This is a genomic window from Nautilia sp. PV-1 (assembly GCF_004006315.1).
Lineage (GTDB): Bacteria > Campylobacterota > Campylobacteria > Campylobacterales > Nautiliaceae > Nautilia > Nautilia profundicola_A.
Genome location: NZ_CP026530.1, coordinates 111,222 through 132,834 on the forward strand (window position 1 = coordinate 111,222; position 21,613 = coordinate 132,834).

General features: G+C 36.0%; 22 protein-coding genes. 21 read left to right on the plus strand and 1 reads right to left on the minus strand.

Annotation, left to right across the window (positions count from 1 at the left end; translation table 11 throughout):
- Nucleotide 1: 1 nt before the first annotated feature.
- On the minus strand, nucleotides 2-1,060 hold the full coding sequence (locus C3L23_RS00630; RefSeq protein ID WP_127679242.1) for a pyridoxal phosphate-dependent aminotransferase family protein: 1,059 nt from the start codon (nucleotides 1,058-1,060) through the stop codon (nucleotides 2-4).
- 49 nt (nucleotides 1,061-1,109) lie between these two features.
- Between C3L23_RS00630 and alaS the strand changes: the two genes are divergently transcribed.
- The 21 genes from alaS to C3L23_RS00735 all read left to right on the plus strand — a co-directional run bounded on the left by alaS (nucleotide 1,110) and on the right by C3L23_RS00735 (nucleotide 21,562).
- Nucleotides 1,110-3,647 (plus strand): alanine--tRNA ligase, encoded by a 2,538-nt coding sequence (gene alaS / locus C3L23_RS00635; protein WP_127679243.1) that lies wholly within the window; start codon nucleotides 1,110-1,112, stop codon nucleotides 3,645-3,647.
- 24 nt (nucleotides 3,648-3,671) lie between these two features.
- Nucleotides 3,672-4,355 carry a response regulator transcription factor gene (locus C3L23_RS00640; RefSeq protein ID WP_127679244.1) on the plus strand — a complete coding sequence of 228 codons (684 nt, stop codon included), beginning with the start codon at nucleotides 3,672-3,674 and terminating at the stop codon, nucleotides 4,353-4,355.
- Entirely contained in the window at nucleotides 4,342-6,210 is a 1,869-nt protein-coding gene (locus C3L23_RS00645; protein WP_127679245.1) for a HAMP domain-containing sensor histidine kinase, read from the plus strand. The genes C3L23_RS00640 and C3L23_RS00645 overlap by 14 nt, the downstream gene beginning before the upstream one ends.
- 39 nt (nucleotides 6,211-6,249) lie before the next feature.
- Nucleotides 6,250-6,804: a septum formation inhibitor Maf gene (gene maf / locus C3L23_RS00650; RefSeq protein ID WP_127679246.1), complete on the plus strand. Its 555-nt coding sequence runs from the start codon at nucleotides 6,250-6,252 to the stop codon at nucleotides 6,802-6,804.
- Entirely contained in the window at nucleotides 6,794-7,690 is an 897-nt protein-coding gene (locus tag C3L23_RS00655; protein ID WP_127679247.1) for a PDC sensor domain-containing protein, read from the plus strand. Before maf ends, C3L23_RS00655 begins: the two co-directional genes overlap by 11 nt.
- A 27-nt stretch (nucleotides 7,691-7,717) precedes the next feature.
- On the plus strand, nucleotides 7,718-8,326 hold the full coding sequence (gene hisH / locus C3L23_RS00660) for an imidazole glycerol phosphate synthase subunit HisH (protein WP_127679248.1): 609 nt from the start codon (nucleotides 7,718-7,720) through the stop codon (nucleotides 8,324-8,326).
- A 9-nt stretch (nucleotides 8,327-8,335) separates the two neighbouring features.
- Nucleotides 8,336-9,040 (plus strand): 1-(5-phosphoribosyl)-5-[(5-phosphoribosylamino)methylideneamino]imidazole-4-carboxamide isomerase, encoded by a 705-nt coding sequence (hisA, locus tag C3L23_RS00665; RefSeq protein WP_127679249.1) that lies wholly within the window; start codon nucleotides 8,336-8,338, stop codon nucleotides 9,038-9,040.
- On the plus strand, nucleotides 9,040-9,411 hold the full coding sequence (locus C3L23_RS00670) for a response regulator (protein ID WP_127679250.1): 372 nt from the start codon (nucleotides 9,040-9,042) through the stop codon (nucleotides 9,409-9,411). The genes hisA and C3L23_RS00670 overlap by 1 nt, the downstream gene beginning before the upstream one ends.
- Nucleotides 9,408-10,232, plus strand: a complete 825-nt coding sequence (locus tag C3L23_RS00675) for a 50S ribosomal protein L11 methyltransferase (RefSeq protein WP_127679251.1) — start codon at nucleotides 9,408-9,410, stop codon at nucleotides 10,230-10,232. Before C3L23_RS00670 ends, C3L23_RS00675 begins: the two co-directional genes overlap by 4 nt.
- Nucleotides 10,233-12,143: an ATP-dependent zinc metalloprotease FtsH gene (gene ftsH / locus C3L23_RS00680; RefSeq protein ID WP_127679252.1), complete on the plus strand. Its 1,911-nt coding sequence runs from the start codon at nucleotides 10,233-10,235 to the stop codon at nucleotides 12,141-12,143.
- Nucleotides 12,121-12,759 carry a phosphatidylserine decarboxylase gene (locus C3L23_RS00685; protein WP_127679253.1) on the plus strand — a complete coding sequence of 213 codons (639 nt, stop codon included), beginning with the start codon at nucleotides 12,121-12,123 and terminating at the stop codon, nucleotides 12,757-12,759. Before ftsH ends, C3L23_RS00685 begins: the two co-directional genes overlap by 23 nt.
- Nucleotides 12,749-13,456, plus strand: coding sequence for a CDP-diacylglycerol--serine O-phosphatidyltransferase (gene pssA, locus C3L23_RS00690; RefSeq protein ID WP_127679254.1), 708 nt, complete (start codon nucleotides 12,749-12,751; stop codon nucleotides 13,454-13,456). The genes C3L23_RS00685 and pssA overlap by 11 nt, the downstream gene beginning before the upstream one ends.
- Before the next feature lie 120 nt (nucleotides 13,457-13,576).
- Complete coding sequence (locus tag C3L23_RS00695) at nucleotides 13,577-15,127, plus strand: 2-isopropylmalate synthase (RefSeq protein ID WP_127679255.1); 1,551 nt, start codon at nucleotides 13,577-13,579, stop codon at nucleotides 15,125-15,127.
- A gap of 21 nt (nucleotides 15,128-15,148) precedes the next feature.
- A complete protein-coding gene (der, locus tag C3L23_RS00700) occupies nucleotides 15,149-16,528 on the plus strand; it encodes a ribosome biogenesis GTPase Der (protein ID WP_127679256.1) in 1,380 nt (459 codons plus the stop codon).
- Nucleotides 16,525-17,328, plus strand: a complete 804-nt coding sequence (locus tag C3L23_RS00705) for a TIGR04219 family outer membrane beta-barrel protein (RefSeq protein ID WP_127679257.1) — start codon at nucleotides 16,525-16,527, stop codon at nucleotides 17,326-17,328. The genes der and C3L23_RS00705 overlap by 4 nt, the downstream gene beginning before the upstream one ends.
- The gene (gene trpS, locus C3L23_RS00710) at nucleotides 17,325-18,296 is read left to right on the plus strand and encodes a tryptophan--tRNA ligase (protein ID WP_127679258.1); all 972 of its coding nucleotides are present in this window, start codon (nucleotides 17,325-17,327) and stop codon (nucleotides 18,294-18,296) included. Before C3L23_RS00705 ends, trpS begins: the two co-directional genes overlap by 4 nt.
- A gap of 9 nt (nucleotides 18,297-18,305) precedes the next feature.
- Nucleotides 18,306-18,539, plus strand: coding sequence for a YgaP-like transmembrane domain (locus tag C3L23_RS00715; RefSeq protein WP_127679259.1), 234 nt, complete (start codon nucleotides 18,306-18,308; stop codon nucleotides 18,537-18,539).
- A complete protein-coding gene (gene purM / locus C3L23_RS00720) occupies nucleotides 18,539-19,528 on the plus strand; it encodes a phosphoribosylformylglycinamidine cyclo-ligase (protein ID WP_127679260.1) in 990 nt (329 codons plus the stop codon). The genes C3L23_RS00715 and purM overlap by 1 nt, the downstream gene beginning before the upstream one ends.
- Complete coding sequence (locus tag C3L23_RS00725; protein WP_127679261.1) at nucleotides 19,525-20,313, plus strand: phosphatidylserine decarboxylase; 789 nt, start codon at nucleotides 19,525-19,527, stop codon at nucleotides 20,311-20,313. The genes purM and C3L23_RS00725 overlap by 4 nt, the downstream gene beginning before the upstream one ends.
- Nucleotides 20,314-20,331: 18 nt before the next feature.
- Nucleotides 20,332-20,880: a MotE family protein gene (locus tag C3L23_RS00730; protein WP_127679262.1), complete on the plus strand. Its 549-nt coding sequence runs from the start codon at nucleotides 20,332-20,334 to the stop codon at nucleotides 20,878-20,880.
- Nucleotides 20,849-21,562, plus strand: coding sequence for a hypothetical protein (locus C3L23_RS00735; RefSeq protein ID WP_127679263.1), 714 nt, complete (start codon nucleotides 20,849-20,851; stop codon nucleotides 21,560-21,562). The genes C3L23_RS00730 and C3L23_RS00735 overlap by 32 nt, the downstream gene beginning before the upstream one ends.
- Nucleotides 21,563-21,613: the final 51 nt, after the last annotated feature.

Consider the following 21,613-nt stretch of genomic DNA (forward strand, 5'->3'; position numbering starts at 1 on the left):
ATTATTCCTTTAAAAAATCAATTGTATTTTGAATTATATCAATTTCGACGTCAAGGCGTCCAATAATTCTAAAAATAGGCGTTTTTACGGTCGGGGGCCTTATGGCCCCTATCAGTATGTTGCGGTTAAATAAATGCTTTTGCTTTAAAAGGAGTGCTTTATTGTCTTGGGCAGGTAGAATTTTAATTAAAGAATCTGAATTTAAGATTAATTTTCTCTTATTTATTTCTCTTTTATAAAAATTTATGTTTTTTTCTATCTCTTCAAGCGAATAGTAGGCCGTCAAAGTATCCATAGGACTGAGAGCCGTAGTGTAAATAACGCTTTTTGCCCTGTTCAGAAGAAACTGTATTATTTCTTTATTTGCGAGAATGTAAGCTCCGTAGCTTCCTAAAGCTTTTCCCAAAGTCCCCATTTTAACTGTTTTTTCCGGATTAAGATTATATTCGTCCGTAATTCCCATCAGGTTGTCGCCCAGCACTCCCACACTGTGTGCTTCATCTATTATAAGAATGCCTATTTCCTGTGCAAAGTCGGTAATTTCTTTTAAAACCTTGTCTCCCTCCATCGAATATACGCCTTCCACGACTACAAATACTCTTTTATAATTTTTATAATTTTCGGCTTTTGCAGCTAAATCTTCAATGTCATTGTGGGCAAAAAATTTTACTTCGGCGCCTGTCAGCCTGCTTCCTATGATTCCGCTTGCATGGTATTCTTCATCCACTATAAACAAATCGCCTTTTCTTCCAAGCTCAAAAAGTGCCAAATTGGCCAAAAATCCGCTTCCGAGTATTAAAGCGTCTTCAAAATTATTGAGTTTTTTCAGCTTTTCTTCAAGCAGCTGATGTGAAGGGTGATATCCGTTTACAAGCATTGAAGCTTTTGCCGCATGGGATCGGTATTTTTTTGCGTGAGTGTATGCTTTGTCCAGGATTTGACCGTTGTGGGCAAGCCCTAAATAATCGTTGCTGGCAAGGTCTATTATGTTTTCGTCATATAATTTTCTTTCTCTTAATCTGTTTTTTTGCTTTAAAACGGCTAATTCTTTTTCATACATTATTAATTTAATGCCTTTTTTGTTAAAATTTTATCAAAAAAGGCCTTTTATGGATATAAGAAAAAAGTTTTTGGAATTTTTTGAAAGCAAGGGGCATAAAGTTTATCCTTCGGCTCCTTTGGTTCCGGAAGATCCTACCCTTCTTTTTACAAACGCGGGAATGGTCCCTTTTAAGCCTATTTTTACGGGTGAAAAACCGGCTCCTACACCGCCTAGAGCATGTTCTTCCCAGCTTTGTATGAGAGCGGGCGGAAAGCACAACGACCTTGAAAACGTAGGTTATACCAACAGACACCACACTCTTTTTGAAATGCTCGGAAATTTCAGCTTCGGTGATTATTTTAAAGAAGAAGCCATAGCTTATGCGTGGGAATTCGTAACCGAAGTGCTTGAGCTTCCAAAAGAGAGATTATGGATTACTATTCACGACAGCGACGACGAAGCCGGCAAAATATGGGAAAAATACGTTCCAAAAGAGAGAATAGTAAAAATGGGAGATAAAGACAACTTCTGGCAGATGGGTGACACGGGGCCTTGCGGACCTTGCAGCGAAATACATTTTGACCAGGGTGCGGATAAATTTAATTCTCCTGAAGATTATTTAGGGGGAGACGGAGACAGATTTCTTGAAATATGGAACCTTGTATTTATGCAGTATAACCGTGATGAAAACGGAAAACTGACTCCCCTTCCGAAACCTAGTATCGATACGGGGATGGGCTTAGAGAGAATTACGGCGATTAAAGAAGGCGTGACAAGCAACTACGACAGTTCTATTTTCAGACCGTTACTTGAAAAAATCGTAGAAATTACGGGCAAAGAATACCACACTGATAAAAGAGGCGCGAGCCACAGGGTAATTGCCGATCATATCAGGGCTGTTACGTTCCTGACGGCTCAGGGCGTGCAGTTCAGCAGGGAAGGAAGAGGTTACGTTCTTAGAAGAATTTTAAGAAGAGGCGTTAGACACGGATATCTTCTTGGACAAAGAGCTCCGTTTATGTACAAAATCGTAGATACTTTAGCTGAACAGATGGGAGAACAGTATCCGTATCTTCTTGAAAAGAAAGAATCGGTAAAAGATACTATAAAACTTGAAGAAGAGAGATTTTTCGAAACGATTGACAAAGGAATGCAGCTTTTCGAAGAAGAGCTTAAAAAAACAACAGGTGACACGTTCAGCGGCGAAGTTGCGTTTAAACTTTACGACACATACGGATTCCCGCTTGATTTAACTCAGGATATGCTTAGAGAAGTAAACAAACAGGTTGATATGAAAACGTTTAACACTCTTATGCAGGAACAAAAAGACAGAGCCCGTGCAAACTGGAAAGGAAGCGGGGACGTTAAGATTAACCTAAAAGATCTTGAAAAAGTGGAAAACAACAAATTCGTTGGATATGAGCATACGGAATATAAAACTAAAGTAAAAGCTCTTTTTGATGAAAATATGAATATGGTTGATTCGCTTAACGGCAGCGGATGGGTTATGCTTGAAGAGACTCCTTTTTACTCAGAAAGCGGTGGACAGGTAGGAGACAAGGGTGAACTTGTTAAAGACGGTAAAGCAGTCGCAAAAGTTGTGGATACTAAAAAGTTTGATGATAAGAACTTAAGCAAAGTAGTTGAAGCCGAGCTTAAAACAGGCGATGAGGTGTTGGCTAAGGTTGATGAAAGCAGAAGCGAAATTACCAAAAACCATACGGCTACACACCTTCTTCACGCGGCACTTAGAAAAGTATTAGGTGAGCATGTAACACAGGCAGGATCTTTAGTTGAAGCCAATAGACTCAGATTTGACTTCACGCATCCAAAAGCGCTTACAAAAGAAGAGCTTGAGAGTATAGAAGAGATGGTAAACAGGGTGATTGCCAAATCAATTCCTGGCGAAGTTAAGGAAATGAGTATTGACGAAGCAAAAAAAATGGGTGCTATGGCGCTTTTCGGAGAAAAATACGGAGATGTTGTAAGGGTTGTGAAATTCGGAGATTTCAGCGTAGAGCTTTGCGGTGGAACGCACGTAAACAACACGGCTGAGGTTAACAGCTTTTATATAATTAAAGAAAGCGGTGTAAGCGCGGGAGTCAGAAGAATTGAAGCCGTTGCGGGATTCGGTGCTTATAAATATGCTAAAGGATTCAGAGATCTTGTAGAAGAGATTAAGTCTGAAAACAAAGCAAAAGATCTAAAAGTGTTTGTAGAAAAACAAAAAGAAGAAATTAAAAAATTAAAAACCGAAATAAAAGAGCTTGAAAAAGCGGCTGTTAAAGAAATTAAACCGGTTAGTAAAGACGGAATCAATTACATTATAGAAAGAATCGACAATGCAAACCTAAGAGAAATCGCAACAGACCTTAAAGGAAGGGTTGATAATTTAGTGGCGTTTTTAGCGGGTGAGAACAAAGGCAAAGTTACGCTTGTGGCTGTTTCTACCATTGACAGCGTAAAAGCCGGAGATTTAATTAAAAACTACGCTCCTATCGTAGGAGGAAAAGGCGGAGGAAAACCTGATTTTGCACAGGGCGGCGGTAAAGATGCAGGTAAAATCGACGAGCTTATTGCAAAAGTAAAAGAAGATTTGATTTAGTAAATATAAATAAAGGAAGAAAGGATGAAAATATTATTAGTCGAGGATGATAAACAGTTAGGGCGTGCACTTAAAAAAACACTTGAAGCTAAAGGGTATGAAGTTAATCATATTGAAGACGGGGAGGATGCTTTTAACGATATACTGATTAACGAATACGATGTTTATCTTTTAGATATAAACCTGCCTAAAATAGACGGACTTAAACTTATAAAACTTATAAGACATAAAAACAGCGAAGCAATAATCATAATGATTACCGCTTCCGCGGAAATTGAGGATATGGAAAAAGCATACGGCGAAAACCACGACGGATGCGATGAATATATAAAAAAACCTTTTCACAGCGAAGAACTTCTTCTTAGAATCAATCACTGGCTTAAAGTAAAAAAAGAACAATTTGTAAAAAGTGCGGAAGATCTTCAAAAAATTACAATTGACAATATGGATTTTTATTTTGACACGCTTGATCTGTATATAGACGGCGTATTGGCAAATCTTAGAAAAAAAGAAAAAAGACTTCTTGCAATACTGCTTAAAAATATAGGCAAAACTGTTTCTAAAGAAGAGATAGTGAGTTATGTGTGGGAAAATGAAAACAGAAAAGAATATCCTTTAAGACAACTAGTAAGCGAACTTAAAAACAAACTGCCTAAAGACTATATAACCTCCGTAGTCGGAATAGGATACAGATTTGATAAAAAATAAAAAGATAACACTTAACAGAGTTATTTTTATCTTTTTTATAATAGTTACTATAGTTACTTTTATATTTATATATATACAGTATAACAGTTCTAAAAAAATTTTGGTTCAGAGTTATATAAATAAATTTGCTTTTCAGTCTCTTCAGATTAAAGAAAAATTTAAAAATGTTTTTGACAGAGCTTTGTATATTTTCAAAACGCATGAAGAAACAGATGTAGGAAAGCTTTATTTACTGCCGTTTTTTTATGAAAACGGATATATGGATTTGGATAATGTTGCTAAAGTACTTAATTCGGATATAAAAAAAGGGCATTATGAAATTTTTATGATAAACAGAAAATATAAAGTTGTCAAAGCCACATATAAACCTGATATCGGTTATGATTTAGGCAAACTTCCTGCTTTTAGAAAAGTTTTAAATGATGTTTTTGATGGAAAAGAGGAAATAAATATTTCTAATATTTTTTTAGACATTGCCTCGATGAATCTTAAAAAATATTATCTTATACGTTCTCCGGATAAAAAATATCTTCTTCAGCTTGCATATGTTGTTGATATTTATAATGACCTTAAGAAAATATATGATTTTGTAAGACCGAGTGTCAAGGATTTGGATATATATTTTGTAAACAAATATCTGATATATAAAATAAATATGAAAAAAAGATATCAGAAAAAAGCCCCATTGCTTACACTTTATAAAAATTCATATAAAATATTAAATGAAATAATCAAATGTGACGAAAGCGGAGAGAATAAAAAGCTTCAGCTTCAGTTTGGAGATAAAAACGCTTTTCTTTTTAAAAAAGTTGTTGATTTGTTTAAGAAAAACAACAATATCATAAAAAAATTTAATTATGATAAAAACGAACTGGTTATGTATACGTTAATAAATTCCGTTTTTGACCAGACTGACAACAGGGTTATAATTAAAACCGTTTATGATATAGGAAGTATGAAAAAAGATTTGGATAAACTTTTAAACAATTTGTTTTTGACATTTGCATTCTTAATTTTAATATTTATAATGTTATATATACTTATTATTCATCGTGCATCACAGACGATTATCAAACTAGTTAACTATATGAAAAAAAACGAGCCTTGTGAGGACTGCAGTTCTTTTATTAAAGAAATAGACGAGTTAAAAGAAAGTTATAACTCTTTACATTACAAACTGAATATGGAAATAGAAAAAAATAAAAACCTGCTTGATTTAAACAGGAGATTTATCGTAGATACCATTCACCAGATAAGAACCCCTCTTAATGTTATTATGCTTAATATGGATTTATTAAAACTTGAAATTCAGAACAAAAACGTTCAGGATATTATTGAAGAAATAGACGCAGCCGTAGCCATGCTGAACAACTCTTATGAGGATTTGGCTTATTTGTCGTCAAACAATACCGCTATTACTTATAAACCTTCACATATAAATATTTCACAGGTGTTAAAAGAAAGAGTGCATTTTTTCAATACAATCGCAAAAGTTAACGATAAAAAGCTTATAACGGATATCGATGACGACATAGAATATTATATAAACAGAATAGAATTTGAAAGAATAGTGGACAATAATATTTCAAATGCAATTAAATATTCTACGGATGAGGATATATTTATAGAATTAAAAAAATATAAAGACAAAATAATTTTAAGATTCAGATCTTATGGAGAGCCGATAAAAGATCCTGAAAAAATATTTGAAAAAAATTACAGGGAACAGACTCATAAAAGAGGACTTGGCCTGGGACTTAACATTGTTAAAAACATATGCGATAAATATTCAATAAGATATAAAGTTTATTATGAAAATGAAATGAATGTATTCGAATACCGGTTTAAAGTTTAATATGTTAATTTTGATACAATTTCAATAAAAAAGGTTCATATGATACTATGCAGTTCTTCTCCGACAAGAGCAAAATTATTAAAACGCGCAGGTGTGAAATTTATACAAAAAAGCTGCAGTTTTGACGAGGAAAGCATAGTTAGCGAAGATCCTTATGAGTTTGTGTCTGTAGCAAGTTTAGGAAAATTTAAAGCATGTATAGAATGCTTTAAAAATGAAGATATTGTAGCGGCTGACACCGTGGTTACGGGCAGTAAAGAGATTTTAAGAAAAGCTAAATCCCGTGAAGACGCTAAAAATATTTTATTAAAACAAAGCGGCAGAGAAATAAGAATAGTAACTTCTATGTGGGTTAAATATAACGGAAGAATTTTTTCGAGACTTGATGAAACTGTTTATGAATTTGAAGAGTTTGACCAAAAAGACCTGGAGAAATATCTTGATTCCGGAGAATGGCAGGGGAAAGCGGGAGCCTGTATGGTAGAAGGATTTTGTAAAAAGTATATTAAAAACGTTAAAGGTTATGAATCAACGGCTATGGGGCTTTGCGTAGAGGAATTATTAAAAATTATAGGAGTGGAAAATGTTAATTAGGGAAATTCAGGAATTTCAAAAAATAAGAAAAGATGCAAGGGCGTATTTTTGTTATCTGTTTCAGAGAAATCTTCCAAACAGACTTCCGAATATAGGAATTGACGTTGTATATGAAGGGCTTGAAAGAATAGTTCACGAACTTCCTGGGGCAAATGCGGCATATATTTTGGATGCGGCAGGAAAACAGATCAGTAAAATGATTACTGTGAAAGAAAAATATAAAGATTTTCAGGTTGAATTTAATCAGTCCAACAGAACATATTTTTATAAAGCCGTAAAAGAAAAAAAATGTATTTTGACTGATCCGTACCCTAGTCTTATCGGCGGAGAAATGGTTGTAAGTGCGGCAATGCCTATTTTTAATGATAAAGGCGAGCTTTTATATGTGGCTGTAATAGATCTTCCTATTGAAGAGATACTTAAATTTGTGCATCATGAAAAGGGTGATACATGGGCGCATAATTTTAATAGGGTTGTTTACGGTATTTTTGCAGGGGCGTTATTTGCTATTTGTGTACTTTTATTTATAGACGGAATTAAAATGTTTTTTACGTATACGATTAACAATATAGACGTAAAAAAAATGTTTGAATCTACTATTTTAATTACTCTGTCGCTTGCACTTTTCGATTTGGTCAAAACGCTTCTTTTTGAAGAAGTTATAGGAGAAAAAGAGGACCATCCGTTTGCAATACACAAAACTATGATTAAGTTTTTGGGAAGCATTGTAATCGCGCTTGCTATTGAAGGTTTGATGCTGGTATTTAAATTTGCGATGATAGCGCCTCAAAAATTAATGTACGCAGCTATGCTTTTAGCTGCTGTAACATTTTTATTAATAGGATTGGCATATTATATGAAGAACGTGGGTAAAGACATTAAATAATTGAGAATTGAGAATGGAGAATTGATAATGAAGATTGGTATTGTTGATTACAATATGGGTAATCTTGCAAGTGTAAGCAACGCTTTTCAAAAAATAGGCGCCGATGCTGAAATTGTAAAAGATGCAGATAAATTAAAAAATTACGATAAACTTGTTTTTCCGGGTGTCGGAGCGTTTGGAGACGCAATGGAGCATTTAAGGAATACTAATCTTGATGAAGCTATGAAAGAATTTGTTAAAAGCGGGAAGTATGTTATAGGAGTGTGCCTAGGGATGCAGCTTCTGTTTGAAAGCAGTGAAGAATTTGGTACGCATGAAGGGTTGGGAATCATACCCGGAAGCGTTGTCAGGTTTGATAAAAAAATAGAAAGCACACATAAAGTTCCGCATATGGGCTGGAATAAAATGTTTTTTGCAAAAAAAACTCCCCTTTTTGAAACTTTGAATAATCCTTATTTGTATTTTGTCCATTCATATCATGCTGTGTGTGATGAAAAGTATATAATAGGCAAAACATTATACGGTTATGAATTTGTCAGTGCGGTTAACAAGGACAATGTTTTCGGTTTTCAGCCGCATCCTGAAAAAAGCCATAGCGCAGGGCTTAAAATTTTAGAAAATTTTGTAAAACTATAAGGAGAATAAATGACAATATTTCCGGCGATAGATTTAAAAGACGGTCAGGCGGTCAGACTGACAAAAGGTTTAATGGACAGTGCAAAAGTATACAGCAGCGAACCTTATGAACTTGCAAAAAGATTTGAAGAAATGGGGGCAGAGTGGCTTCATATCGTAGATTTAAACGGTGCGTTTGCGGGAGAGCCGAAAAATATCGAACAGATAGAAAAAATAAGAAAAAATACTAATCTTAAAATTCAGCTTGGCGGCGGAATCAGAGATGAAAAAACTATAAAAAGATATCTTGATCTTGGAATAAACAGACTGATTTTAGGAAGTATAGCGGCAAAAAATCCTCAATTAGTTTCCGAACTTGCCGATAATTATCCAATAGCCGTAGGAATAGACGCAAAAGACGGATTTGTTGCTATAGACGGATGGGACAAGACGGAGGGTATAAAAGCTGTCGAACTTGCCAAAATGTATGAAAATTCTAAAATAGAGTGTATAATTGCAACAGATATTTCTAAAGACGGCACGCTAAGCGGTCTTAATATCGATTTTATACTTGATATAGGTAAAGCCAGTAAAAAGCCCGTAATTGCGAGCGGAGGAGTTGCAAGCGAAGACGATATAAAAAAAGTAAAAGAGAATAATATATACGGTGTTATAATAGGAAAAGCTTTTTATGAAGGCAAGATAGATTTAGAAAAAATTTTAAAGGAGTATTAATGGGAAAAATATTAGTAGTTGACGACTCTTCAACAATGAGAAGAATAATAGTAAATACTCTGGCCAGACTTGGGTTTAAAGACACTATCCAAGCGGCTGACGGAGTTGAGGCATGGGAAGCATATCAGAAAGAAAAAGACAACATAGACGCAATTATTACCGACTGGAATATGCCTAATATGAACGGACTGGAGTTTGTAATTAAAGTAAGAGAAGTTGATAAAGAAACTCCTATTATTATGGTTACTACAGAAGGCGGTAAAAAAGAAGTTATTACTGCTCTTAAAGCCGGAGTGAACAACTATATTGTTAAACCTTTTACACCTCAGGTATTAAAAGAAAAACTTGAAGCGGTACTTGGAAGCAAATGACAGATAAATATTATGAATTAAGTGTCAATGTTTCATCTTTTAAAGATGAAATAGAAAATTTTTTAATGGAAAGATTTTTTAACGGGATTGAAGAAAGAAACAATACTCTTATATTAAGAAGCGAAGATAAATTTGAAGATTTAATTAAAGAACTTGAAGAATACGTAAAAGCTTTGGAAGAAATATTTAATACCAAAATAGATTTAAAAATAGATATTAAAGAAAAATCAAATCAGGACTGGATTAAAACATATCAGGAATCGGTAAAACCTGTTGAAATAGAAGAATTTTATATACATCCTAGCTGGTATGAACCGAAAAAAGACAAAATAAATATTTTGATAGATCCCGCACTGGCTTTTGGCAGCGGACATCATGAGACTACAAGAAGCTGTGTAAAAGCTATAAAAAGATATGTTAAAAACGGGGACACCCTGCTTGATGTAGGATGCGGAAGCGGTATATTAGGAATCGTGGCAAGCAAGCTCGGAGCAAAAGTTGACGCGTGCGACACCGACCCTCTGGCAGTGGAGAGCACAAAAGAAAATTTTGAACTGAATAATGCCGAATATAAGAACATATGGCAGGGAAGTGCTGGTAATACGGATAAAAAATATGATGTGGTAGTGGCAAATATTATAGCGGATGTATTAATATTTATTGCAAAAGAGTTAAAAGAAAAAGTTAATAGTTATTTAATTTTATCGGGTATAATAGACAAATATAAAGATAAAGTGCTTAAAAAATATTTAGATGAATTTGCACTAGTTGAAGAAATCCCTGAAAACGAATGGGTAACATTAATTTTAAAAAGGAAATAGATGGCAAATAAAAAGAACGACGATAATAATTTTTTTAATAAAAACCCCTTAATACTGTTTATTATTTTTGCTTTGGTTATTGTAGTTATATTTAGAAGCATAGCTCCTAGTGCAACAGGCGAAGTAAGTGCGATAGTTAACGGTAATCAGCCGGTAATGCATCTGACGTATTCGGATATTAAAAAACTGGCAAAAGAAAAAAAACTTGAATATGTAGCGATAGGCAAAACTATAATTAAAGCAAAACTGAAAGACGGAGCGGTTGTAACTGTTCAAAAAGTTCCGGGTGACACTACATTGATTCCGATTTTGGATAAAAACAATATACCATACGGGGCAATTAACGAGAGCAACTGGCTTAACGATCTGATATTCGGATGGATTATTCCTATATTCATATTTTTTGCAATATGGATGTTTCTGGCAAGCCGTATGCAAAAAGGTATGGGAGGAGTTTTAGGAGTCGGAAGCGCTAAAGGACTTATAAAAAGTGAAAAACCAAATGTAAAATTCAGCGATGTGGCAGGAAACGACGAAGCAAAAGAAGAAGTAGTCGAAATCGTCGATTTTCTAAAAAATCCGGAAAGATATATAGAACTCGGTGCAAAAATTCCCAAGGGTGTGTTATTAGTAGGGCCTCCTGGTACTGGTAAAACACTTCTTGCAAAAGCGGTTGCTGGGGAAGCGGATGTTCCGTTTTTTGCGGTAAGCGGGAGCAGTTTTATAGAAATGTTTGTCGGTGTCGGTGCGGCAAGGGTTAGAGACCTGTTTAACCAGGCTAAAAAAGAAGCGCCTAGTATTATATTTATAGATGAAATAGATGCTATAGGTAAAAGTAGAGCCGCAGGCGGTATGATGGGCGGAAATGACGAAAGAGAACAGACCCTCAATCAGCTGTTGGCGGAAATGGACGGATTTGATTCAAACGAGCCTGTAATAGTACTTGCAGCTACAAACAGACCAGAAGTTTTGGATCCTGCACTTCTCAGACCAGGAAGATTCGACAGACAGGTGCTGGTAGATAAGCCTGATTTTGAAGGAAGAGTGCAGATTCTTGAAGTGCATATCAAAAAAATCAAAGCCGGAAAAGACGTTGATTTAAAAGAAATAGCAAAAATGACTGCGGGACTTGCGGGTGCGGATTTGGCTAATATTGTTAACGAAGCTGCGCTTCTTGCCGGTAGAAAAGGAAAAAAAGAAGTAAACCAGGAAGAATTTGTAGAAGCCGTTGAAAGACAGATAGCCGGACTTGAGAAAAAAAGCAGACGTCTAAACGAAAAAGACAAAAAAATTGTCGCATATCATGAAAGCGGCCATGCCGTTATTGCGGAGATTACACCGAAAGCCAGAAAAGTAAAAAAAGTTTCAATAGTGCCAAGAGGTCTTGCGGCTTTAGGTTATACACTGAATCTGCCGGAAGAAGACAAATATTTAATGCAAAAAAGCGAGCTTTTGGCGGAAGTAGATACACTGCTCGGAGGACGTGCGGCCGAAGAAGTGTTTATAGGTGAAATTTCTACCGGTGCCGGAAACGACCTTGAAAGAGCTACAGATATATTAAAATCAATGGTTATGATATACGGTATGACGGAAGTGGCCGGACTTATGGTGCTTGAAAAACAGTCAAACAAATTTTTAGGCGGAGGATTTGCGCAAAACAGGGACTATTCTGAAAAAATGCAGGAAGAAGTCGACAGTTTTATTAAAAAAACACTTGAAGAGAGATATACTCACGTTAAAAACAAACTGAAAGAATATAAGCCGGTAATAGAAAAAATGGTTAAAGAGCTTTATGAAAAAGAAGTTATAGAAGGCAGTGTGGTAAGAGAATTTATAAAAGAGTTTGAAAATCCTGAAAAACAGGATGAAGAACCTAACAGGGAGGAAAATGAAAACGGAAATAATTCTTAAAGAAGGTTATCCGTTTATATTTGTAAGCGGAGGGCTTTTTTTTATCTCTTTAGTTTTTAAATTCGCTCTGTTCTGGCAGATACTTTTTTTTGTCTTTTTTGCTTTTTTTGTATTTTTTTTCAGGAATCCGGAAAGAGTTCCCGAAGATACCAGCAAAGGCGCCGTAATATCTCCAAGTGACGGTGAAATCATTGAAATTGTGGAAACAAAAGCGCCTTTAACAGGTGAAAATATGATAAAAATATCAATAAAACTTTCACTCTTTGACGTACATGTTCAAAGAAGCCCGATTGAGGGTGAGATTACTGCAAAAGAGTATATTCACGGGCTGTTTTTGTCTTTAAGTGATAAAAAGGCAAGCGAGCTTAATGAACAAAACAGAGTGCTTTTTTCAAACGCATCAAAAGTCGTAGTCAATCAGATTGCTGGATTTATAACAAGAAGAATAGTGGATTTCGGCAAATTCGGGAGAGTTTCTTTAGGTGAAAGATACGGAATGATAATGTTCGGAAGCCAGGTTGATTTATATCTGCCTAAAAATACAAAAATAAAAGTTACCGAATTTCAAAAAGTAAAAGCCGGAGAAAGTTTAATAGGATTTTTGAATGAAAGTTAAGTTTGCATATTTAATACCTAATTTTTTTACCGCGTTAAGCGTATTTTTCGGGATAATGAGCATTATTGCCTCATCACAAGGAAAATTTGAAAAAGCGTTTATTTATATTGTTTTCAGTCTTATTGCGGACGGTCTTGACGGAAGAGTCGCGAGACTTACAAACACGACGAGTAAATTCGGAGTGGAATTTGATTCTTTAGCAGATATTGTTGCGTTCGGAACGGCTCCTGCAATGTTTTTATTTTTTGCTATAGGCGAGCATTATGGAAGATTCGGAGCATTAGTGAGCGGGCTTTATGTTGTTTTCGGAGCTATAAGACTTGCAAGGTTTAACGTTACCACAAACGAAAATGACCCGAGATATTTTATCGGACTGCCGATTCCTACGGCTGCAGTTGTTTTGGGCAGCTGGATAATGCTTGATGTTAAATATCAAAGCAATTTCGATATTGCTATTTTGATAGGCGCTCTGTTTTTGAGCTTTTTGATGGTAAGCAATTTCAGATATCCTAGTTTTAAAAAAATAGATTTAAATAAAAACGTTGCATTAAAAGTACTGATAATAATCATAATATTAGCGTCATTTATTTACCTATATCCGGTAGAAGCGTTATCCGCTATATTAACGGTATATGCATTTTACGGTTTTTTCAGGGGAATAAGAGGATATATAAAAGTGATGAAATCTAAACGATAATTTTTTTCCATTGACAAAAAATTAAATTTAAAGTACAATACCAAACAGGTTATACACGGTTAATTAAGTAATTATTACTGCAAATTGGTATAATTTCATATTATTTATAAAGGATATTTTATGGAAATGGTAAAAATTTTTGATACCACATTAAGAGACGGAGAGCAGAGTCCCGGGGCATCAATGACTATTGAAGAAAAAATAAAAGTTGCCCGCCAGCTTGAAAAACTTAAAGTAGATATTATAGAAGCAGGATTTGCGGCTGCGAGTCCCGGTGATTTTGAAGCTATTAACAATATTGCAAAAGAAGTAAGCGAAAGCACGGTATGTTCGCTTGCAAGAGCTGTGGAAAAAGACATTAAAGCGGCTGCAGACGCTATAGCTCCGGCAAAACTTAAAAGAATACATACGTTTATTGCGACAAGTCCTATTCATATGGAATATAAACTAAGAATGAGTCCTGACGAAGTTATAAAAAGAGCAGTGGACGCCGTGAAATATGCAAGAAGCTTTGTGGAAGACGTAGAATTTTCATGTGAAGACGCAGGCAGAAGCGAAATGAGCTTTTTAAAAGAAATAATTGCGGCGGTTATTGAAGCGGGAGCTACGACTATAAATATCCCGGATACCGTAGGTTACAGATTTCCTACCGAAATGGGGGCTATGATTAAAGAGCTTACCGATTATTTTCCAAAAAACGTGATTTTCAGTGTTCACTGTCATAACGATTTGGGTCTTGCGACGGCAAACTCGCTTTACAGCGTTTTAAACGGGGCAAGACAGGTGGAATGTACTATAAACGGGCTTGGCGAGAGAGCCGGAAACGCAGCTCTTGAGGAAATAGTAATGGCTATAAAAGTAAGACGTGATCTGTTTGACGGAATTGATACCAGAATAGAAACAAAAGAGATATACCCTACAAGCAGACTTGTGTCAAGTGTTACGGGCATAGAACCGCAGCCGAATAAAGCAATTGTAGGTAAAAATGCGTTTGCTCATGAGAGCGGTATCCACCAGGACGGTGTTCTTAAACATAAAGAAACATATGAAATTATGAGTGCCGAAAGTATCGGGCTTGACGTTAAAGATACGATTGTGCTTGGAAAACACAGCGGAAGACACGCATTTTCCAAAAAACTTGAAGCTTTAGGTTTTAAATTAAACGACGAAGAATTAAACGAAGCGTTTATGAAATTTAAAAAACTGGCTGACAGGAAAAAAGAAATTTATGACGAAGACATTATAGCTATATTAAACGACACTATGGATTCTACGCCTAAGACGTATGAACTTGTTTCTCTTCAGCTCAGCGACTGCAGCGACGGTATGCCGAGCGCTGCCGCTAAAATAAAATTCGAAGACAAGATTTATGTAGATGCGGCTATAGGAGAGGGAACCATTGATGCGGTGTTTAAAGTAATAGATAGAATCAGCGGTATTAACGGCAAACTTATGGATTATAAAGTTGAGGCGGTAACGGAAGGAAAAGACGCGCTTGCTAAAGTTATGGTTAAGGTGGTGTTTGATGAGAACAAACCTGCCGTTATGGGACACGGACTCAGTATTGATACGATGCTTGCCAGTGCGAGGGCGTATATTAACGCACTTAACAATTATGTGCATATGAAAGATTTATTGCAGAAAAAAATAAGCTATAAAGACAGTATATAAAAATTAAAAAACAGGATAAAAATGATTAAAGTAGCAATTTTAGGAAAACCTAACGTAGGGAAAAGTTCGCTTTTTAACAGAATACTGCGTGAAAGAGACGCAATTGTAAGTGAAAGAGCCGGAACGACCAGAGATATTAAAAAAAGAGAGGTAAGCCTTGATGACGATCTGGAAGAAATAGTGCTTTTAGATACGGGCGGGCTCGAAGAGAGGGACGAACTTTTTAACAAAGTTAAAGAAAAAGCCCTTGAAGTGGCAAAAGAAGCCGATATAGTGCTTTATATGGTAGACGGAAAAACAATTCCGGACGAAGAGGAAATAAAATATTTCAGAAACCTTCAAAAGCTGGATAAACATATCATTTTGGTTGTGAATAAAATTGACAACGATAAAATGATGGAAAAAGTGTATGATTTTTATGAGCTCGGAGCCGATGAGATATATCCTATTTCCGTTGCACACAACAGAGGAGTCGGCAAACTTATAGAAAGAATAAAAGCGTTTGTTCCGAAAAAACCCAAAACCTTTGAAGTAAGCGAATTTGAACAGGAAATACCTCTTGAAGATCTTCTTTTTGAGGAAAATGAAGAAAACGAAAACCTGGAAGAATTAAAAGAGATAAAAGTTGCTATTGTAGGACGTGTAAACGTCGGTAAAAGTTCGCTTTTAAACGCTCTTGTAGGAGAAGAGAGGGCGATTGTCAGCGATGTTGACGGCACGACTATAGATCCTATCGACGAAAGTATTTATCATGACGGATGGAATATTACGTTTGTGGATACGGCGGGGATCAGAAGAAGAAGCAAAATAAAAGATATTGAAAAATACGCACTCTTAAGAACGGAAAAAGTCCTTGAAAACGCAGATATAGCAATACTTGTAGTCGATGCTAACGAAGGTGTCGTAGAACTTGACGAAAAAATCGGAGGGCTTATAGACAAGCATAAAAACGGTGTAATTATAGTAGCAAACAAATGGGATGAAAACTCTGAAGAGTTTCATAAATTCAGAGACGAGATTTATTACAGATTTAAATATCTTTATTTTGCCCCGTTTTTAGTGGTAAGCGCAAAAACCGGAAGAAATATTGATAAACTCAAAGATGAAATAATAAAAGTTTATAAAAATTATTCAAAAAGAATACCTACTTCTACTCTTAACAAATGGATAGAAGAAGCGACTCAGAGACATAGAATACCGACGGATATCGGAGGTAAGGAAGTTAAAATATTTTTTGCTACGCAGTTTAAAACAAAGCCGCCTACCATTGCTCTGGTAATGAACAGAACAAAACTGCATTTTTCTTATAAAAGATATTTGGTAAACTTCCTAAGACAAAAAGAGGATTTTACAGGTACTCCTATTATTTTTGTGCCTAGAAAAAAAGGAGAAAAAGAATGAAAAAACTCAGTATTGCATTAATTTTAGCCGGAGCTGTCAGTATAGCAAGCGCAGATTTGTTAAGCATAAGCGCCGGTGCCGGGTATGAACAGCAGGATATCAGCGGATATGTTAAGTTAAACGGTGTTACCAACTATTTTAATAACAAATCAGCCGAAACAGACGGCAATGTAAATACAGGTAATTTCGGACTTCAAGATGAAAAAAATCCTTATTTCTGGATTAAAATGATTCATCCGATACCTATTGTCCCGAATGTTAAATTTCAATATACGAAATATGATTCAACCGGTCACAGTGATTATATAGCCGGAAATGTTGAAATATTCGGTGACGTAACTATTCCTACGGCTGTTACGAACGCTTCGACTTCACAGACAATCGATTCATATGATTTAACGCTTTTTTATGAATTCAAACCTGTAGTGGCGGATATTGAAGCGGGATTAGGAGTTGATTACTGGAAAGGGCATACCAAAATATACGGTACTGCGGGCGGAGTAACCAAAAACTGGGTCGATGACGACTGGAGTGTCGCTCTTCCGTATTTATACGGACATATAGAGACGATGAAAGTATTCGGATTTTCAGGCATAGCTACGGTAAAATGGGCAAAAGCCGGTGACAATCACCATTACGATTATATAGGAGCCGTAAAATACACGTTTGACGCACCGGGTCCTGTAAATCCTTTTGTAAAAATAGGTTACAGATATAAAGAGGCATACGGTGTTGACGGAGACAACGAAACACTTTTAAAATATAAAGGTGCATTTTTAGAAATAGGAGCGAAGTTTTGAGAGTAGTAAGCGGAATGAGACCTACGGGTAAGTTACATCTTGGTCATTATATAGGTGTTATAAAAAACTGGCTGGAGCTGCAGGACAAATACGATACGTTCTTTTTTGTCGCCGACTGGCATGCGCTTTCGACAAAATACGACGAAGGGCTTGATTTAAAGGAATTAAGCATAGATTTGGTAAAAGAGTGGATAGCGTGCGGTATTGATCCTGAAAAATCGACAATATTTATACAAAGCGATATAAAAGAGCACGCGGAACTTTATCTTGTGCTGAATATGATTACTCCGGTAAGCTGGCTGGAGAGAAATCCTACATATAAAGACGCTATGGCGCAGGTTGAATATAAAGACAAAAATAATGCCGGTTTTCTTACGTATCCCGTATTACAGACGGCTGATATCATACTTTACGATGCAAACCTGGTACCTATAGGAGAAGACCAAAAGCCTCATCTTGAAATAGCAAGGGAAATTGTAAGAAGATTTCATTATCTGTTTAAAAACGAAAACGTATTTGTAGAACCAAAAGAGCTGTTAACGGAAATACCGAGACTTCCGGGGCTTGACGGCAGAAAAATGTCAAAAAGCTTCAATAATGCCATTTATCTTGAAGAAACAACGGAAGATATCTGGGGTAAGGTGCGTCAGGCTAAGACCGATCCGGCCAGAATTAAAAAAACAGACCCGGGACATCCGGAAGTGTGTATAGTCTTTGAATACCATAAAGCGTTTTCAAGCGAAGAAGAGGTAAAAGAGATAGAAAGCGCATGTAAAGCCGGAAGTATTGGCTGTGTGGAATGTAAAAAAAGATGTGCGGCCAATATAGAAAAAATAGTGGCTCCTATCAGGGAGAAAAAAGCCTCTTTAAAAGACGATGATATTTTGGATATAATAAAAACAGGAGAAAGAAAAGCAAAAGATATTGCTTCTAAAAAAATGGAAAAAGTTAATCAAATAATATTTTAAAGGAGAAAAATGAAAACTAAAAAATTTGTATGTGCCGAAAGATTACAGAGATTTTTAATGGCGTTTATGATGCTTTTGATTTTAGTACTGCTTGCAAAAGGCGTAACAACTTTGGCGTTAGCGCTTTTGGCGTTTGTTTCAATTATGCTTTTTATTTACGGTGCGTTTGATTTTTGCCCTAGCACATGGTTGCTTACAAAACTGTTCGGCAGTTGCTACTGTGAATGCAAAGAGGAGGAATAATGGGAACGATCAGTTATAAAGACGCCGGTGTTGATATTGATGCCGGCAACTCTTTAGTAGAAAAGATAAAACCTTTCGTAAAAGATACGTTTAATTCAAACGTAGTAGGGGGAATAGGAAGTTTTGCGGGTGCATTCAGAATGCCTCAGGGGTATAAGAAGCCCGTTTTATTAAGTGCCACTGACGGAGTGGGAACCAAACTGAAACTTGCAATCGATGCTAAAAAATATGATACCGTGGGGATTGATCTGGTTGCCATGTGTGTGAATGACCTTATATGTAATTTCGGTGAGCCTCTGTTTTTCCTGGATTATTATGCTACCGGAAAGCTTGACGTTGAAGCCGCTGCTGAGACCGTAAAAGGTATAGCCGAAGGTTGTAAACAGGCCGAATGTGCTTTAATCGGCGGAGAAACTGCAGAAATGCCTGGAATGTACAGTGAAGACGATTTCGATCTGGCCGGGTTTGCAGTGGGTGTCGCTGAAGAAGACGAACTTAATCCAAGGGTTAAAGAGGGCGATGTTTTACTGGCACTGCCAAGCAGCGGCATTCATTCAAACGGATATTCGCTTGTGAGAAAACTGTTCTTTGATAAGCTGGGTATGAAATTCGACGATGAAATCGAAGGTAAAAAACTGATTGATATTTTACTTACTCCTACAAGAATTTACGTGAAAGAATTTAAAAAATTTAAAGATAAAATAAACGCTCTTGCACATATTACGGGCGGAGGAATTGTTGAAAACCTTCCGAGAGTATTGCCGGACGATTTAAAGGCGGTAGTTTATAAAGATAAAATAAAAACACTGCCTATATTCGATTTTATGACAAAATACGTGGATGAAGCGGAAATGTACAGAACGTTTAATATGGGTGTAGGACTCGTTCTTGCGGTAGATGAAGAGAATGTGCAATATATCACTTCTAATTCGGATGCTTATGTAATAGGACATATCGAAAAAGGACAAAAAGGAGTAAAACTAAAATGAACCCCTCCCGTTTGCTCTCTAAATTAGTCGTAAAAATTGCAACTACAAAATTTCCGAAATTTATACAGTGTTTTATCAATAAAACCTATGTAAAAGTCTTTAAAATCAATATGGAAGATTTCGAACCCGAAAACCCTTGCGAATATGAAACGTTAAACGATCTTTTCATCAGACACAAGAAATTTATTGAATTTTATGAAGACGAAGATATAGTGGTTAGTCCTTCGGATTCTCTGGTTATAGCGCATGATGAAATCGAGGACGGATACGTTTATCAGATAAAAGGCAAAAAGTATCATATAAGCGAGCTTATACCTTATGAAACAAAATTAAACGGTGGACATTTTGTCAATCTGTACCTTTCGCCTAAAGATTATCACCGTTTTCACGTTCCTATTGACATGGAAATTGTAAAAGCCACATATATTCCGGGAGAATTGATGCCGGTTAAACCCGCCCAGCTTGAAAAAGAGCTAGTTTTCCCAAAAAATAAAAGGGTTGTTTTACGATGTAAAGACAAAAAAGACAGATATTTCTATTTCGTGGCCGTTGGAGCTATGATTGTAGGTAAAATTCATTTTAATTTCGATGAAAGACTACAAAAAGACTATAACGAAATAACAACTTTTGAATATAATAAACCTGTAAAACTAAAAAAAGGCGACGAGCTCGGAAGATTTGAGTTCGGTAGCTCTATTTTACTGTTTTTCGGGCCTGATCATTTTAAATATTTAAATCAGCAGGATGATGTGGAAGTAGGAGATATTCTCGGAGAAATATATTAAAAAATGGAGAGTTAAGAAGTGAAAATTAAATTTTTATGGGTTTTATTAATACCTATCGCCCTTTTTGCCGTTGATCAGCAAAAACTTCTTGACTGTTATGAAATATTCGATCAAAAAAGGGCGGAGCTTGAGGCGCAGGCCGAAAGACTTCTGGAAAAGCAGGAAGCCTTTGAAGCCCTTAAAAACACATATATGGCTCTTGTAAAGAAAAAAGAGCAAAAACTAAAACAGCAGCAGGAAGAGTTAAACGCAACACTTAAAAAAATAGAAGATGAAAAAAAACAGATTGAGGAGCTAATTAAAAAAAATCAGCAGATTCTAGCAGACATTAAAAAAGCCAAACTTGACAAAATTACTCAAAGTTACGCGAAAATGCGTCCGAATAACGCGGCGCAGATTCTTTCAAACATGAAACCTAAAGACGCCCTTGAAATACTCCAGCGTCTTCAGCCGAAAGTTATGGCTAAAATCCTTGCTAAAATGGATCCTTATACGGCTGCTAAACTTACACAGATGATGCAACAAGGCGATAATAATGAAACAGGCACAAATACTACTAACCGTTAACGGTGCGAAACATTTAATAGCAAAGGCTTTAACTAAATATATTGATTTTTCAAAGCGCGTATATATAGCATACGGAACAACCAACAACTATCTTCTTTATCATTTAGGGATAAAAACTTCAAAACTTTATGCCGCGGGCTGTAACGTAAAGGGCAAATTCAACGTAACAGCCGACAGAGACAAAGCCGTAATTGTTCAAAACGGAAATCTAAAGGATATAAGTGAGTTTGATATATCTTCAAAAGATATTTTTATAAAAGGCGCAAACGCCCTTTGGTATGAAAACGGGAAAAAACACGCCGCTGTTGCGGCAGCCGATCCAAACGGCGGCACTTATGGTAATTTTTATATAAAGGCTGCCTGCAGGGGGGCGAAAATTATTATACCGGTGGGACATGAAAAACTTATACCCTGTTTTGTAGAGACGTCACAAAACGTAGATGTTTCCACAGGCAGTAAAATAGCAATGCTCAGGTTTTTTACCGGAGAGGTTTTTACGGAAATAGAAGCTTTTAAAACACTTTTTGATTTAGACGCTCAGATTATTCTTTCCGGCGGAATTGAAGACTCAAAAGGCGGTGTAGGGTTTTTGGTAAGAGGCGAGAAAATAAATGAAGCAGTAGACTTTGCAAACAAATATAACGAAACCGGAATAAACGCGCAAGGCGAATATATTTTTTGAAGGGCGTTTTGTAAAATTAATCAAACGTATTAGACCTATTATATCTTATTA

Bases quoted from the DNA above. Each gene is read 5' to 3' on its own strand.
- C3L23_RS00630 (WP_127679242.1), bottom strand. From the start codon at position 1,060: ATGTATGAAAAAGAATTAGCCGTTTTAAAGCAAAAAAACAGATTAAGA.
- alaS (WP_127679243.1), top strand. From the start codon at position 1,110: ATGGATATAAGAAAAAAGTTTTTGGAATTTTTTGAAAGCAAGGGGCAT.
- C3L23_RS00640 (WP_127679244.1), top strand. From the start codon at position 3,672: ATGAAAATATTATTAGTCGAGGATGATAAACAGTTAGGGCGTGCACTT.
- maf (WP_127679246.1), top strand. From the start codon at position 6,250: ATGATACTATGCAGTTCTTCTCCGACAAGAGCAAAATTATTAAAACGC.
- C3L23_RS00655 (WP_127679247.1), top strand. From the start codon at position 6,794: ATGTTAATTAGGGAAATTCAGGAATTTCAAAAAATAAGAAAAGATGCA.
- hisH (WP_127679248.1), top strand. From the start codon at position 7,718: ATGAAGATTGGTATTGTTGATTACAATATGGGTAATCTTGCAAGTGTA.
- hisA (WP_127679249.1), top strand. From the start codon at position 8,336: ATGACAATATTTCCGGCGATAGATTTAAAAGACGGTCAGGCGGTCAGA.
- C3L23_RS00670 (WP_127679250.1), top strand. From the start codon at position 9,040: ATGGGAAAAATATTAGTAGTTGACGACTCTTCAACAATGAGAAGAATA.
- C3L23_RS00675 (WP_127679251.1), top strand. From the start codon at position 9,408: ATGACAGATAAATATTATGAATTAAGTGTCAATGTTTCATCTTTTAAA.
- ftsH (WP_127679252.1), top strand. From the start codon at position 10,233: ATGGCAAATAAAAAGAACGACGATAATAATTTTTTTAATAAAAACCCC.
- C3L23_RS00685 (WP_127679253.1), top strand. From the start codon at position 12,121: ATGAAAACGGAAATAATTCTTAAAGAAGGTTATCCGTTTATATTTGTA.
- pssA (WP_127679254.1), top strand. From the start codon at position 12,749: ATGAAAGTTAAGTTTGCATATTTAATACCTAATTTTTTTACCGCGTTA.
- C3L23_RS00695 (WP_127679255.1), top strand. From the start codon at position 13,577: ATGGAAATGGTAAAAATTTTTGATACCACATTAAGAGACGGAGAGCAG.
- der (WP_127679256.1), top strand. From the start codon at position 15,149: ATGATTAAAGTAGCAATTTTAGGAAAACCTAACGTAGGGAAAAGTTCG.
- C3L23_RS00705 (WP_127679257.1), top strand. From the start codon at position 16,525: ATGAAAAAACTCAGTATTGCATTAATTTTAGCCGGAGCTGTCAGTATA.
- C3L23_RS00715 (WP_127679259.1), top strand. From the start codon at position 18,306: ATGAAAACTAAAAAATTTGTATGTGCCGAAAGATTACAGAGATTTTTA.
- purM (WP_127679260.1), top strand. From the start codon at position 18,539: ATGGGAACGATCAGTTATAAAGACGCCGGTGTTGATATTGATGCCGGC.
- C3L23_RS00725 (WP_127679261.1), top strand. From the start codon at position 19,525: ATGAACCCCTCCCGTTTGCTCTCTAAATTAGTCGTAAAAATTGCAACT.
- C3L23_RS00735 (WP_127679263.1), top strand. From the start codon at position 20,849: ATGAAACAGGCACAAATACTACTAACCGTTAACGGTGCGAAACATTTA.